Source organism: Thermodesulfobacterium commune DSM 2178 (assembly GCF_000734015.1).
Classification (GTDB): domain Bacteria; phylum Desulfobacterota; class Thermodesulfobacteria; order Thermodesulfobacteriales; family Thermodesulfobacteriaceae; genus Thermodesulfobacterium; species Thermodesulfobacterium commune.
Genome location: NZ_CP008796.1, coordinates 1169808 through 1184296, shown reverse-complemented (window position 1 = coordinate 1184296; position 14489 = coordinate 1169808). Strand labels below are relative to the sequence as shown.

Genomic DNA, 14489 nt, shown 5'->3' with positions numbered 1-14489 from the left:
TTCAAAACTAATTTTTTATGCCAAAAATTTTATCTAAGGCTTTAAACACCTCATCTACTGAAATAGATCTTAAACACTCATAGTGGTTATACGGGCAGGTTCTTTTAAAACAGGGATTGCAAGGTATTTTATGGTGTAATACGATAGCCTTTGGGTTTAGAGGCCCTGTTTTTTGGGGATCTGTTGAGCCAAAGATGGCAACTTGAGGTATCCTTAAGGCTGCAGCAAGGTGCATAAGCCCTGAGTCGTTAGAAACCACCGCTTTAGCTAACACAAACATGCCTGCAACTGCTATTAAGTCAGTTTTGCCACAAAGGTTGTATACTCCTTGCAAATCTTTCTTGATAAACTCACCTACCTCTTTTTCTTTTTCTCCACCTGCAATTACCACAACAAACCCTTGTTTAACCAGCCTTGAGGCAAGACTCTTATAATATTCCTTAGGCCACATCTTGGCTTGCCCATAGGCTGCACCAGGTGCAAGGATCACAAAGGGATTTTCTCCTGTAGGTTTTAAGAGGGTTTTTGCTTTTTCGATAGCCTCTTCTCCCAGAGGTAAGACAAGGTCTTTATACTCACAAGGAAGACCCAAGGTTTTTAAAAGGTATAGATAGTAGTCCCTTTGATGGAGCTTTTGTTTAGGTGGTTTTATGGCCTTAGTTAGTAAAAAACTTCTTAAGTCCTTGGCATAACCCCATCTTTCTTTAAGCCCTGCCCTAAAAAACAACCAGGCTGAGGAAAAAGAGTTGGTTAAAAGAAGCCCTGTTTCGTTTTTAAAGGGTTTTAGAGTTTCAAGGTTTTGCGAGGTGTTACCTTTTTCATAAGGTAGAAGGCTTACGTTTGGGAAGAACTTAAAAAGGTTTACAAGAGGTTGTGGACCAAAAAGATAGATTTTGGTCTTTTGACTGAGGTTGTAGTAAACAGGGGTTGCCATCAGGGCATCCCCTAACCAGTTAGGAATGCGTACAACCATAAAAAAGCCTCTTCACCACCAGGGTTGCATAAGAACCTTTTTCTAAAAAGAAGATAAACTTAACCTCCTGATCACTTATCTTTTCCCAGACTAAGTTCTCTGGAAAGAGAACCGCCGGACGGGGATAGGTTTTAAAAACCATACCTTTGATAAAACTTCTCAACTGAGTTAGGTCTGTAAATCCCTCTTTTTGACAGACCTTGTCATAAAATCTTGTGAGATCAAGAGGGGAGTGGTTTAACTCAAGGCGCAGTTTAGGAGAGGGAAGGGGAAGTTTTAAGTTTTTGAGAGTTTTCCATTGCTCCTCATTAACCTCGCGGTAAAAGAAAAACTCCCCTAACAGATAGGAGGCTTTAAAGTGGTTTAGGCCTAACTCTTGCAATATCTCTTTTAATATCTCGTTCCAGAGATAGCTCTGGTAGGCATTACCTAAGAAAAACAGGTATTCCCGGTCTACCAGGTTTAAAGCCCTTTTAAAGGTTCGTTTAGAGGGTTTATGCTCTGACAAAAATTTAAGCAAGTTTTTTTCCCAGGATAGATGGGCAAACTCTATACACCTTTTAAAATCTCTCCAGTGTTTTTTTAGGCAGTCTCTAAGTTTTCTAGTTTTTTCTATCTCTGAGGGGCTTGCCTCAGCAAGCATAAGATAAAGTGCCCTTTCGTAGTTTCCTTTGATGATCTCTTTTGCAGCAAACTCCTTAGAGGATTTGACTGAACCAAATCTCTGGTCGTCAAAATAGTTGGCTATCCCATAGGTCTGGATAAGTTTAACTTCTTGGTCTAATCTCTTAGGGTCAATCGGGAAGTTTTTTACCCTTATCTCAAAGCGATTCCCTAAGAGAAGGTTTTTGGACATGGGTTTGTTGGTTTGGCCTAAATAAGTCAGTTCAAATTCCCTGGTTTTTATGTCTTTTTTGGGACCGTTTTTGATGGTTATAAACTGCTGGGCTATGGCTTTTTTATCCTTTAGCCCTCCAAACCCTATAGAATCCATCGGAATTCTGATGAGCTTGGCTATTTTTCCTAAGGCATCCCAGGTAGAAACGTTGTATTTTTTTAGCAAGTATAAAGAATATTCCCCTTTCCCCTCTGGGAAGATTTCTGCAACCTCTGATACGATAAAATCTTCGATGTTTTCTTTTATTTTTATCATGGCTTCTCTCGAGATAACTTTCTTCAATATAGCATATAAGTGCGGGTTTAGTAAGGTGGTTGTTTTATGCTTAAAAGGTATTAAATTTAAAACACGATACTTATACACGAACATAAATTTGCAGGGAGGAAAGATAAGCCGATGATTACCAAGCTTTTGTCCAAGATTGTTGGGACAAAAAACGAAAGAGAGTTAAAGAAGATAAGGCCTATCGTTGAAAAGATAAACAGCTTAGAACCTGAAATCAGAAAACTTTCTGACGAGGCACTTTCTCAAAAAACCATAGAGTTTAAACAGAGATTAGAAAACGGGGCAAGTTTAGACGACCTTTTGCCTGAGGCCTTTGCGGTGGTGAGAGAGGCTGCAAGAAGGGTTTTAGGGATGAGACACTTTGATGTGCAGCTTATCGGAGGTGTGGTTTTACATCAGGGTAAAATTGCTGAGATGAAAACAGGAGAAGGAAAGACCTTAGTTGCCACCCTTCCTGCCTATCTTAACGCCTTGACAGGAAAAGGCGTTCACATCGTTACCGTAAATGACTATCTTGCTAAAAGAGACGCTGAGTGGATGGGTCCGGTTTATAGATTTTTAGGTTTAACTGTAGGGTATTTACAGAACCAGATGGATGATGAAGAACGGAAAAAAGCCTATCAGTGCGACATTACCTATGGAACTAACAGCGAGTTTGGTTTTGACTACCTGAGAGACAACATGAAGTATTCTTTAGACGATATGGTGCAAAGAGGTCATCATTATGCCATCATAGACGAGGTAGACTCAATCCTTATAGACGAGGCAAGAACCCCTCTTATCATCTCAGGACCTTCTGAAGAATCTACCGATATCTATTATTTTGTAGACGAAATCGTAAGAAAGCTGAAAAAGGACATACATTTTACGGTAGATGAAAAGACCAAAAATGCTACCCTAACTGAAGAAGGGATTGCTGAATGTGAAAAACTTTTGGGTATAAAGAACCTTTACAACCCTCGTTATGTTAGGTTAGTCCATCATATCCATCAGGCCTTAAGGGCTCATCATCTGTTTAAAAGAGACGTAGACTATGTGGTGAAGGATGGAAAGATCATCATCGTGGATGAGTTTACAGGAAGGCTCATGCCAGGAAGAAGATGGAGTGATGGGCTTCATCAGGCTATAGAGGCAAAAGAGCGGGTAAGGATAGAGGCAGAAAACCAGACTTTGGCGATGATTACCATCCAAAACTATTTCAGGATGTATGAAAAACTTGCAGGAATGACCGGAACGGCTGAAACCGAAGCGGCAGAGTTTAAACAGATCTACAACCTTGACGTGGTGGTTATCCCTACCAACAAACCGATGATAAGGATTGACTATCCAGATGTGGTTTTCAGGACACAGAAGGAAAAGTTTGAAAAGGTAGTAGAAGAGATAGAAAACGCCTACAAGCAAGGAAGACCGGTGCTTGTTGGTACTACCAGCATAGAGAAAAGCGAGCTTTTATCTAAGATGTTAAAGAAAAGGAAGATTCCTCATCAGGTGCTTAATGCCAAACATCATGAAAAAGAGGCAGCTATCATCGCTCAGGCAGGAAGATCCTATGCAGTTACCATCGCAACCAACATGGCTGGTAGAGGGGTAGACATCCTTTTAGGTGGTAATCCTGAAGGGCTTGCTAAGGCTCAGCTTGAGGCTGAAGGCTATGACCTTTCTGAGATAGACGAAAGGGCCTGGAACGAAGTTCTGGCCATGGCAAAACAGGGCTTAGATCCAACAGAAAAGTATAAGGATTACTGGGCTAAGGTGCTTTATGAAAAATATCTTGAGTGCCAGAGAGACGCAGAAAAGGTAAGAGCACTTGGTGGACTTTATATTATAGGTACAGAAAGGCATGAATCAAGAAGGGTTGACAACCAGTTAAGAGGTAGGGCAGGAAGACAGGGTGACCCAGGGGCATCCAGATTTTTCTTATCGCTTGAAGATGACCTTTTAAGGCTTTTTGGGTCAGATAAACTAAAAGGCCTTATGGAAAAAATAGGCCTTCCTGAGGGTGAGGCTTTAGAGCATCCCTGGTTGTCAAGGGCTATAGAACAAGCTCAGAAAAAGGTAGAAGCCTATCACTTTGAGATAAGAAAGCATCTCCTTGAGTATGATGACGTGATGAACCAGCAAAGAGAGACCATCTATGCTCAGAGAAAAGAGGTTTTGAAAAGTGATTCGGTAAAAGGCTGGATAGTATCTATGATAGAAGAAACTTTGCAGGAGCTTGTAGAAGACACATTTTTAGAAAGGAAGGAACTTACCCAGGAAGATTTGCAAGGTCTGGTAGAAAGAATAAAAGAGATTTTTGCCTTTAACGTAGCCTTTGCTGAAGGTAAACACTCAAAGGACAAAGTTTTAGAGTTTTTAAAGAACACCCTGTTAGAGGTTTACGAAAATAAAGAAAAGGTCATAGGTCCTGATAACATGCGGGCTATCGAGAAGTATTTCTTACTAAACACCATCGATACCCTTTGGAGAGAACATTTACTCATGCTTGACCATCTCAGAGATAGCGTAGGCTTAAGAGGGTATGGGCAGAAAAACCCGCTTCAGGAATATAAAAAAGAGGCCTTTCATCTTTTTGTAGAACTTATGAGAAAGATAAGAGAAACCACCCTTTCCTATCTTTTCAGGGTGGAGATAAAAGAGGCAAAAGAGATAGAGGAGGTCCTTGAGTTAGAGGAAGAAGTAGATACTCAGAAGTTAGAATATAAAAGAGAAGACGTGTTTGAAGAAAAAGAGACCTCTGAAAAACCTCAGCCGGTTAAGGTGCACAAGGTCGGAAGAAATGATCCTTGCCCCTGCGGGAGTGGTAAGAAGTATAAAAAATGCTGTGGTAGAAACTTAGAAGAGGGGGTTAAAGATGAAATGTCCTAAGTGTGGTTATGTGTTTTCTGAGGAGTATACCCAGTGTTTACGATGCGGGAACAGTATGACCCTTATCCTTGAAGTTTTGGGCCACTTCCCTCGCCCTGCTAACGAGCCTTTCTTATCGATTGATGACTTTGAAGAAAAGCCCTCTATCCAGGAAGGAATTTCTATAGGAGAAGAACCTAACACAGAAGAAAAACCACCTAAAGAAATTGATTTTAAATTTCCCGAATAAACGAAATAGGATTTATTTTATTTAAAAAATCTTAAGGGAATCTATCCCCCCAGAAGTCTTTTTTAGTCCCTTCAGCAAGTTCTTTGGTTTCAAGTAAAGCCTTTTGATAATAAAGAGAAGCTACCTTTTGGGCTTGTTGATAGACATCGGTGTCAGAAAAGTTGTTAAGGATGTAAAGCACCCGGTTGTAAGCTGCACGATAGTATCCTAATTTGTAGTAGAACTGCGCTACATAAAATTCATGGGTAGCTAACTGTTCTCGGAGTTCCTTAATCCTTTTAGCAGCTTCAGCCCTGTAAGGGCTCTTGGGATAGTTTTGTAGTAATCTTTCATAGGTTTCTATCGCCTTTTTGGCATAAGATTGATCGCGGTCATAACTTAGCTTAAGCTTATAATAGCATGTGCCTATTTGAAAAATCACATAGGGGATGGCCTCGTTGTTAGGATAAAATTTTTCAAAAGACTCATAAAGGGAGAGTGCCTCTAAATATTCTCCTGCCCAAAACTTGGAGTCAGCCATCCTGAGCTCAGCCAGGATGGCCTGAGGACTTCCTGGATACATATCGCTTATTTTTTTGTAGTATTCATAAGCTAAATCATAACTTCCTCTGTTAAAAAGCCTCTCAGCCTCTCTTAAAAGGGTTGCTAAGTCTTCTTCCTCTTCTTTATCTGCTTTCTTAGAAACTTCTTTTTCTAACCTTGAGGTAAGCTGTGAGCCAATCTTAGAGATAGTTCCACAACCATAAAGACCAAAAAGCAGTCCAAAAACTAAAAACCAGCAAAGGATAATGGTTAGATTGTTTTTTTTATCCATATCATTTAAGCTAAGACTTTATTTAAGGCGTTTACTATGGTGTTTTTAGAAACCGCACCTACGATTACCTCTACAGGTTCTCCGTTTTTAAAGATGATAAGGGTAGGGATGGCTCTTATTCCATATTTCCCTGGAGTAACCGGGTTTTCGTCTACGTTTAACTTCATCACCTTAACTTTCCCTTCAAACTCCTCAGCCAACTCATCTATGATAGGTGCAATCACCCTACAAGGACCACACCAGGCAGCCCAAAAATCTACCAGCACAGGAATAGGAGATTTGAGAACCTCGGTTTCAAAAGTCTCATCTGTTACCTTTGGTGCTCCCATGTTACCCTCCTTGTTAATATTTTAGTAAATAAATAAATACACTACCTCAAAAACCTAAAACTGCAAGAACCCTCAACTCAAAAATCCTCTTTTTAATCCCAAGAAAAACTTTTTTAACACAACCTCCAGTTCCTTGTTGACCCTTTCGTTTTTTAACAGAAAGTAGTTATAAGCCATCACAGCCGGGATAGCACAGAAAAGTCCCATGGCAGTGTTGATAAGAGCCTCTGCAATACCAGGAGCAACGGTAGCCAGACTTGCACTTCCTTTTAATCCGATGTCATGAAAGGCCTTCATGATACCCCATACTGTCCCAAAAAGTCCTATAAAGGGAGCCACATTGCCAGTAGTTGCAAGAAAACCTAACCCATGTCTTAGGTTTAAAAGCATCCGCTCCTTTTCTAATAAAATTAAATCTTCAAGCTCTTTTTCAGCAAAGGTGATTTTTAACTTCTCATCAGAGATCTTAGGTTGATTGTTGCGCAAATAATAATCATAGATTTCTCCAAAGCTTGCTACCAACCTTTTTATACTCTTTGAAATCAGGCTCTGGTCTAAGGATTTGACCATTTTGATCAAACTAACAAAGTCTCTGGTGTTTTCGAGGTTTCTGTTAAAGTCTGAAAGGTCGTTGATAAAAGCTCTATACCTGAAGTAGTTGGCAAGGATATAATACCAGCTCTGGACGCTAAAAAAGACTAGTACCAAAAGTACAGCCTTACCAACGTATCCTGTTTGCCAAAAAAGCTTCCAGAATTCCATTTAGCCTCTCCAGATTAATTTGTTGATGTCTTTTTCTATTTTTAAGAAGTTTTTTAAATACGTCAACCCTTTTAAAGAGTTTTCTTTGAAATCAAAGCTGTGTTCAGTTACATAGGTTTCTACATGAAGTTTTATAACCTTTTCGTCAAGTTCCTGGGCATAAGACTTTAATAAGGGTAAAACCTCTTCCCAGTTTTTTTGAGCCCAAAGAAGGCTTTCTCTAAAGGCATTGACAAGTGTTTGCTTTACCTCAGAAGGAAGGTCTTTTTTGATAAAAAAACCTCCCAAAGGCACCGGAGCTTCAGTTTGTTTTTCCCAGTAATCTCCAAGGTCGCATATCTTGTAAAGACCGTATCTTTGATAAACAAACCTGCCTTCGTGTATCAAAACCCCAAGCTCGGTTTTGTTTTCTAACAGATAAGGGATAACCTGGTCATACCGAATAAACTCTTTTTTTATTTCTCCCTGATAAAAAAAACGAAAAAGCAGATGAGCGGTGGTATGCTCCCCTGGTATAGCCACAGTAAGCTCAGGGAAATCTTCCAAATCATAAGGTTTTAACCCCACAACCAAAGGCCCAACCCCAAAACCCAAGGCTGCCCCTACAGGCATAAGGTCATACCTTTGATAGAGTTTATCCCAGATGGCAAAAGAGGTTTTGATAACAGAGATTTCTCCAGCTAACCCTAACTGATTAAGGGTTTCTATGTCTTCAAACCGGAAAGCTAAGTTTATACCAGGGTCTACCTTTTTTAAGATAAGCCCAGACAAGATAAAAACATCGTTTGGGCAGGGAGAAAGGGCTATCTCTAAAGCTTTTTCAGGCATAAAACCACCTCTCTTAAAACTTTAGAAGCAACCTGAAAATCCCAGGGTTTATCAGGACTGTCTAAGAGATTACTTATTACCCTAATTTCTAAGAGGGCAACCTTAAATGTTTCTGCAGCCTTGGCTACTCCAAATCCTTCCATATTCTCCGCAATCACGTTAAACTGGTTTCTAAAAAAAAGACTTCTTTCAGGGTCATAAGAGGTAGCACACACCGTAGCCATAGGACCAACCACAGGCCTAAATCCTTTAGCTTTAAGCAAGTTTTCTGCCCTTTCGGTCAAAACCGGGTTAAACTCTATCTCTCTTTTTACTTTTAGTTTATCTGGTAGGCCTTCATAACGGTCTTTATAGCACCTTCCAAAGTCAACCCACACCTCTTTTGAGGCAATGACTATGTCTCCTTCCTTTAATCCGGTATCAGGATAACCTCCTGCCCATCCGATAAGCACAAACCTCTGGTTGGGTTGTTTTTGAAAAAGAAGTATAGAGGTAAGAGAAGCTTCAACCAACCCTATACCTGTTAAGCCATATTTTACGTCTAAACCCGAAAGGGCTGAAGCTTCAAACTCTGAAGGTACAAGAAAAAAGGGTTCTTTCATCACAGCCCCTTTAACTCAAGTCCTTCTAACTCAAGGCTGTCGTCAAGATAAACCACCTCAGCCTTTATCCCTAAGTCCATCAGCTCCTCCACAAAAAAATCCACTTCATTACACCTGATAAGATTCCCCTCAGAGTAAAAGGGAAGAAAAATCCTCACCTGAGGCGGATTTATTTCTAAAGCCTCAACCTCTATTTTAACCCCTTCAGGCAATCCTTTAAACCGTTCTTTGAATAGTTTTTTGGTAAAAAGCTTTAAATCTTTAAGACTTTTAAAACTTTTTTTCATCCTGCAAGGTCTATTTTCAGATGGTTGTAAAATTTAAAAAACATTTTACCTTTAAAAACAAAAACTATCAATCAAAGAGGAAATCTAAACCTAAGACCTATAGAATGAAATACTACATAGGGACTTCTGGTTGGAGCTATTATTCTTTCAAAGGAATTTTATATCCTTTAGAATCTAAACCCAAGGACTGGCTTTCTATCTACGCTAACCATTTTAACACCGTAGAAATTAACGCAACATTTTACAAGCTTCCTTCTGTTAAAACCTTAGAAAAATGGTATAAGGAAACCCCTGGTGATTTTGTCTTTTCAGTGAAAGCACCAAAGGTTATTACCCATGTAAAACGGTTAAAAGATATCTCCGAAGACCTGAAAGAGTTTTTGAAAAGGGTAAGTGCCTTAAAGGAAAAGGCTAAAGTTCTTTTGTTTCAGCTTCCTCCTTCTTTAAGGTTTGATAAGGATTTGATAGAAAGTTTTTTAGAGGTGCTACCTTTAGATTATCAGATAGTTATCGAAATAAGAAATCAGTCTTTTCATTACGAAGGTTTTACAGAGTTACTTAAGACAAAAGGGGTATGCCTTTGTTTTTCTGACTGCGGGGTGAGATATCCTTCGTGGTATGAAGTCCAAACTGCTGATTTTTTGTATCTAAGACTGCATGGAAGAAAACAACTTTATGTTTCTAAGTATGAAGAAGATGAGTTGCAAGGTTTGGTTGAAAGATTAAAAAAGTTTGATGTAAAGGAGATCTGGGTTTACTTTGACAATACAGCTTTAGGACATGCAGTTTCAGACGCTTTAACCTTTAAAAGGCTTTTGTCATCAACTTAAGATTCTTCCTCTTCTTCAAGTTTTTTGTAAAGTTTAAAAAGATGAGGTATTTCTTCATCTTGAAACAGGACTTTGATTTCTACAAGTTCTGGCTTGATTTTAAGGAAGATATCTACCAGTTCTGGATCAAATCGTGTTCCCTTTTCGTTTTTGATCACCTGAAAGGCTACATCATAAGGTAAAGCTTTTCGGTAAGGTCTTTTGGAGGTAAGGGCATCAAATACATCCGCGATGGCAACGATCCTTGCAAAAAGGGGAATTTTTTTACCTTTTAAACCAAAGGGATACCCTCTGCCGTCCCATCTTTCGTGATGGTAAAGGGCAATTTTCTGTGCAGCCTTCAGGTATTTTAAGTTAGAACCTTCTAAGATCTGGGCTCCAATTACCGTATGGAGTTTCATTATCTCCCATTCTTTTTGAGTAAGAGGTCCAGGTTTGAGTAAGATTTTATCTGGGATACCTAATTTCCCTATATCATGGAGGGGAGAGGCATACTGAAGGATTTCTATCTGGTCCTTAGAAAGGTTTAAGGCCTCTGCGATTTTTGTACAGTAAAAGCTTATCCGGTGGATATGAGCCCCGGTATGTTCGTCTCTGTATTCAGCTGCCCTGGCAAGTCTTTGGATGAGTTCTAACGAAAGCCTTCTTATCTCTTCATGGGCTTCGCTTAGGCCTAAATAGATTTTTTGTAGTTCTCTAGTTTTTTGTATGACTTCCTTTTCGAGGTTGTGCTGGTAGTTTTTAAGAAATTCCCGGTATTTTTTGTTTTTGCTTAAGGTTTTAATCCTTACAAAAAGTTCTGGGATAAATACCGGTTTGGTTAAGAGGTCGTCTGCCCCTGCGGCAAGGCACCTCATCTTGGTCTCTAAGTCGTTTACTCCTGTGATGATGATTACCCCTATGTCAAAGGTTTTATAGTCGTTTTTGATGATTTTGCAAAGAGAAAGGCCATCTAACCCTCCTGGGAGCAGGTAATCTATAAGGGCAATGTCTGGGTCTACCTCTTCAAGTTTAGCCAAAAATTCCTGCCCAGTCTTAGCAGAAAAAACCTGAAATCCCTCTAAACTTAAAACCTCAGAAAGAGAAGCTCTTATCTGGTCGTCATCGTCTACCAGAAAAACTTTGGTGTTTTTGGGGTCCTCTATCTCAGGTAAAAACATTTCTCCGCTTCCTTAATATCTTCCAAAGTGTTCAGGTTTAAGAAGTTCCTGGGGTTTATATAAGAGTCCTCTAAGGTCAAAACCCTTCCTTTATCTATAAGATAATTGAAAAGCCTAAAAAGGCTATACTTGGGAGAAATTTTTATAAAAATTTCTATCTCTTCGTTTAGCCACCCAGGATAAATACCTGGAAAGGGTTTGATTTTGTCTTCTCCCTTAGAAAGAATCACAAAACTATGGCAAAAAACTTCTGAGAGGGAGATTAACCAGTTAAGAAACTCAGGCTCTACTAGAGGCTGGTCTATTGCTAAGAAAAGAATGGCCTCATTCTTAAACTTAGAGACTACAGACCATATCCCAGAAATAGGCCCTTCGAGCTCAGGATGTTTATCTAAGATAAAATCGATCGTTTGTAGAGGAACGTTTAGCCTTTGTAAAACCTCTGCTATTTTTTGGGCTTGGTCTGTGTTTTTTACTGAGAAATATACGGGCAGGTTAATCTTTTTAGCGATGTTAAATACCCAGTAGGCTAAAGGTTTCCCTAAAAAGGTCTTTAGAGGCTTATCTCCTCCTATCCTTTCTCCTTTTCCTCCGGCTAATACCACTACTTTCATCAAGCTACTTCTGTATCAACCTGATTTTACTGCCAAGACTACGGTCTTTTACCACCTCCAAAACCAATGGAAAGACCTCTTTCATGTATTCAAGATGGGAGATAACCCCGATAATCCTTCCACTTTTTTCAGACAGACCAAGCAGGATGGTTATCACTTTTTCTAAGGTTTTTTCATCCAAGCTACCAAACCCTTCGTCTATAAACAGAGACTCAAAAGGCTTGGTTTTAAAAAGATAGGTGATAACGTCTGAAGTTCCAAGGGCAAGGGCAAGGGTAGCTATAAAAGACTCACCTCCTGAAAGGGTCTTAACCTCCCTCTTGGTTCCTGTATAAACGTCAAACACCTCGATTGAGACGTTTTTTTGCAAAAACATGTCCTCTACAAAGGTATACCTTCCAAAGGAAAACTCCTTCAGATATTCGTTAGCCCTTTGAAAAATAGTCCTTGCAAACATAGAAACTACAAAGGAATGAAAAGAGATCCCTTTAGGGTTTTTCCCTGAAATAAGATCACAGAGTTTACTTAAAAAACCAAATCTTTTTTCTAATCTTTCTCTTTCTTTCCCTAACTCTTGGTATTCTTTGAGATAACCCTCAAGTTGCTCTAACTTTTGATAGGCTATCCCTATTTCCTGATTTAGGCGTTTAAAGGTAAGTTCTAACCTTTCTTTTTTTTGGGTCAATGCTTCTAAATTCTGACTGATTACCTCAAGTTGAGCTTCTATTTCCTCTAAGTTTTTTAGGCCTAAACTTTCAAGCTTTTGGGTTAATTTTTCCTTTTCTGCTGTAAGCCTTTCTTTTTTCTGATAAAAATCTTTTATTTCAGCTTCTAAGGTTTGGATTTTACCTATCTCAGGTTTTAGTTCCTCAAACTCGTCCCACCGGTTTATAATTTTTTGTCTTTTTAGGGGTAACAGTTTAAAAACCTTAGCTTTATAGTTTGTTAAAAGATGCTGCAAAAATTCTTTTTGGTTTTTTAAGTCCTGTTCTATCGCGGTTTTTTGGTTGGTAAGGCTGTTTATCTGTTTTTCTAAGTCGGTTTTTTGGGTTTCAAACTCAGTAATCTTTTTTTCTTCGGTAACGATTTTTCTTTTTAAAGCTTCTAAACTTATCTCTTCTGTAAGGAGAGCTTTTAAACTATTTGTTAATTCTTCCAGGCGTCCTTTTGATAGCAAAAGCTTCTTTCTTTGGTTTTCTAAGGCTAAAGAGAGGTCTTTTTCTTCTGTTTCTTTTTTAGAAAGGATATTTTTTTGTTCTTTGATTTTACCTTCAAGGATTTTAATGATCATAGGATTCTTTTGATACTGGGAAACAAGCTCTGGATAAGCACTTTTTTGTGCTTCTATTTGGGCTAATTTTTCTTTTAATTCTTCTTCCTGATAAGGGGAGAGCTCAGTTTGTAATGTGTCAATCCTTATCTCCAAGGTTTGAAACTGAGTTTTGTAGTGTTCAAAATCCCTTTTTTTCTCTGTTAAAATTTTTTCTAGATTGTTTAATTCTTCAGTAAAGTTTTTATCGGTGATGGGAGAGGGATGAGAGGTTGACCCACAGACAGGGCAAGGTTTTCCTTCTTCTAAAGCTTTAGCAACCGTTAAAGCAAGGTTTTTAACCTCAAACTCCTGTTTTTGCTTTTCTAACTTCTCTATTTCAGTAGAAAGATTAGCTACTTTGTTTTCTAATTCAGGTTTTTTACTTAAGAAATGGTTTAGTTTAGTAAACTTTTCTAAGAGCTGTCTAATTTGTTTTTCTTCGTTAAGCCAGCTTTGAATTTTTAATAAAAGGTTTAATTTTTCTGAGTTTTCCTCAAGGAGTTGTTTAAGTTTTTTAATTTCTTCCCGGATTGAAAAAATTTCTTCGTCTTTAGACTGAACCTCCTTAGAAAGTTGATCGACTGATATTTCTAACGCTGTTTTTTCTTTAAGCTTTTCTTCTAACTGTTTCAACTCCTTTACTTTTAACTTCAGGTCTTCTATTTCTGGAATTTGAGATAAAACTTGGGAGAGATTTTGGGAAAGGGTGTTTAAAACTGCAGATAGTTTTATTTTTTTGGCAGAAAGATCTTTGATTTTAAACCTTACTTTCCATATTTCCTGTTTAAATTTTTTAAAGTCTTCATAAAAAGGCAAATAATCTTTAACAGTGTTTAAAAGTTCTAACCTGTTTTCTTTTTGTTTTATCTCATTTTCTAAGGCAAAGAGATTCTCTAACCCTTGTAAAACCTCACGAAAGGTTTTTAGGTCAGACAAGAGGGTTTGTTTGGTTGATATTTCCTGACTTAGAGTTTCTCTTTCCTTAGTAAGGTTTTTAACCTCTGCCTCTAAGGTTGAAAGATTTTTTTTGGTTTCTTTTATTTGATCTTCCAGTTCTTTTAATTCGTTAATGTTAGCCAGTTTTTTGATCTGGTTTTCCCGGTCTAAGTTTGACTTGATCTGGTTTTGGAGTTCTTTTAGACTAAGTTTAAAAAACTCTTCTAACTCGGCAAACAAAAAGGTGTCAAAGATGATCTTAAAAAGCTCTTCTCTTTCCTTTTTTTCTGCAAGAAGTATTTTACGATACTCTCCTTGAGGAATAAGAAAGACCTTTTTAAACTGCTCGGCATTAAGCCCTATCAAAGACTGTATTTTACTGTTGACCTCTTTTTCTTTGTCAGAAAAAAATTTGCCTTCTATCCATAGACTTAATTTTTTACCTTTTTCTTTGAAAGGAAGCCTTCTTATGATTCTGTATTCTTTTCCGTCTAAGAAAAACTTAAACTCTATTTCTGGCAGGAGGTTAGCCTGGTGTTGGACAAGGTGAGAAACAAGGGCCTTTGGGTCTCGCTTTTCTATGGTAGTGGTTCCGTAAAGAGCATAAACGATGGCATCGAAAAGTGTGGTTTTCCCTGCACCTATCTCTCCTGAGATCAGAAACAACCTGCTGTCGTTTAACTTTTTAAAATCCTGTTCGCTGATTTTAACGTCTAAATAAGGACCAAACCCTTTGATAGAAAGAAATAAAGGACGCATTCT

14 protein-coding genes are annotated in these 14489 nt (G+C 38.4%); 3 read left to right on the top strand and 11 right to left on the bottom strand.

Annotated features, from left to right (window positions below; translation table 11 throughout):
• Nucleotides 1-7: 7 nt before the first annotated feature.
• Together waaF and truD are read right to left on the bottom strand one after the other, a co-directional pair.
• The gene (gene waaF, locus HL41_RS06025; RefSeq protein WP_000261478.1) at nucleotides 8-973 is read right to left on the bottom strand and encodes a lipopolysaccharide heptosyltransferase II; all 966 of its coding nucleotides are present in this window, start codon (nucleotides 971-973) and stop codon (nucleotides 8-10) included.
• Nucleotides 954-2153 (bottom strand): tRNA pseudouridine(13) synthase TruD, encoded by a 1200-nt coding sequence (gene truD, locus HL41_RS06020; RefSeq protein ID WP_235181286.1) that lies wholly within the window; start codon nucleotides 2151-2153, stop codon nucleotides 954-956. The genes waaF and truD overlap by 20 nt, the downstream gene beginning before the upstream one ends.
• Nucleotides 2154-2267: 114 nt before the next feature.
• Between truD and secA the strand changes: the two genes are divergently transcribed.
• Both secA and HL41_RS06010 read left to right on the top strand, forming a co-directional pair.
• Entirely contained in the window at nucleotides 2268-5024 is a 2757-nt protein-coding gene (gene secA / locus HL41_RS06015) for a preprotein translocase subunit SecA (protein ID WP_038060124.1), read from the top strand.
• Nucleotides 5011-5253 carry a hypothetical protein gene (locus HL41_RS06010; protein ID WP_022855408.1) on the top strand — a complete coding sequence of 81 codons (243 nt, stop codon included), beginning with the start codon at nucleotides 5011-5013 and terminating at the stop codon, nucleotides 5251-5253. The genes secA and HL41_RS06010 overlap by 14 nt, the downstream gene beginning before the upstream one ends.
• A gap of 31 nt (nucleotides 5254-5284) precedes the next feature.
• Here HL41_RS06010 and HL41_RS06005 read toward each other — a convergent pair whose 3' ends face one another.
• From HL41_RS06005 to HL41_RS05980, 6 genes are all read right to left on the bottom strand, one after another.
• Complete coding sequence (locus HL41_RS06005; protein WP_022855409.1) at nucleotides 5285-6067, bottom strand: outer membrane protein assembly factor BamD; 783 nt, start codon at nucleotides 6065-6067, stop codon at nucleotides 5285-5287.
• Nucleotides 6068-6072: 5 nt separating this feature from the next.
• Nucleotides 6073-6396: a thioredoxin gene (gene trxA / locus HL41_RS06000; protein WP_022855410.1), complete on the bottom strand. Its 324-nt coding sequence runs from the start codon at nucleotides 6394-6396 to the stop codon at nucleotides 6073-6075.
• Between the two features lie 72 nt (nucleotides 6397-6468).
• Nucleotides 6469-7158 (bottom strand): MotA/TolQ/ExbB proton channel family protein, encoded by a 690-nt coding sequence (locus HL41_RS05995; RefSeq protein ID WP_038060126.1) that lies wholly within the window; start codon nucleotides 7156-7158, stop codon nucleotides 6469-6471.
• Nucleotides 7159-7986: a 1,4-dihydroxy-6-naphthoate synthase gene (locus HL41_RS05990; protein ID WP_038060128.1), complete on the bottom strand. Its 828-nt coding sequence runs from the start codon at nucleotides 7984-7986 to the stop codon at nucleotides 7159-7161.
• Nucleotides 7968-8588, bottom strand: coding sequence for a phosphorylase family protein (locus HL41_RS05985; protein ID WP_038060129.1), 621 nt, complete (start codon nucleotides 8586-8588; stop codon nucleotides 7968-7970). Before HL41_RS05985 ends, HL41_RS05990 begins: the two co-directional genes overlap by 19 nt.
• Nucleotides 8588-8875 carry a hypothetical protein gene (locus HL41_RS05980; RefSeq protein WP_038060131.1) on the bottom strand — a complete coding sequence of 96 codons (288 nt, stop codon included), beginning with the start codon at nucleotides 8873-8875 and terminating at the stop codon, nucleotides 8588-8590. Before HL41_RS05980 ends, HL41_RS05985 begins: the two co-directional genes overlap by 1 nt.
• 104 nt (nucleotides 8876-8979) lie before the next feature.
• Here HL41_RS05980 and HL41_RS05975 point away from each other — a divergent pair, with 104 nt between their 5' ends.
• A complete protein-coding gene (locus tag HL41_RS05975) occupies nucleotides 8980-9705 on the top strand; it encodes a DUF72 domain-containing protein (protein ID WP_038060253.1) in 726 nt (241 codons plus the stop codon).
• Here HL41_RS05975 and HL41_RS05970 read toward each other — a convergent pair.
• Genes HL41_RS05970 through HL41_RS05960 form a run of 3 tightly spaced genes read right to left on the bottom strand, consistent with a single transcriptional unit; the run spans nucleotide 9702 to nucleotide 14486 of the window.
• Complete coding sequence (locus tag HL41_RS05970) at nucleotides 9702-10865, bottom strand: HD domain-containing phosphohydrolase (protein ID WP_022855416.1); 1164 nt, start codon at nucleotides 10863-10865, stop codon at nucleotides 9702-9704. The two genes, HL41_RS05975 and HL41_RS05970, sit on opposite strands and share 4 nt — an antisense overlap.
• The gene (locus tag HL41_RS05965) at nucleotides 10847-11479 is read right to left on the bottom strand and encodes a molybdenum cofactor guanylyltransferase (protein ID WP_038060132.1); all 633 of its coding nucleotides are present in this window, start codon (nucleotides 11477-11479) and stop codon (nucleotides 10847-10849) included. The genes HL41_RS05970 and HL41_RS05965 overlap by 19 nt, the downstream gene beginning before the upstream one ends.
• 4 nt (nucleotides 11480-11483) lie before the next feature.
• Nucleotides 11484-14486 (bottom strand): AAA family ATPase, encoded by a 3003-nt coding sequence (locus tag HL41_RS05960; protein WP_038060133.1) that lies wholly within the window; start codon nucleotides 14484-14486, stop codon nucleotides 11484-11486.
• Between the last annotated feature and the right edge of the window lie 3 nt (nucleotides 14487-14489).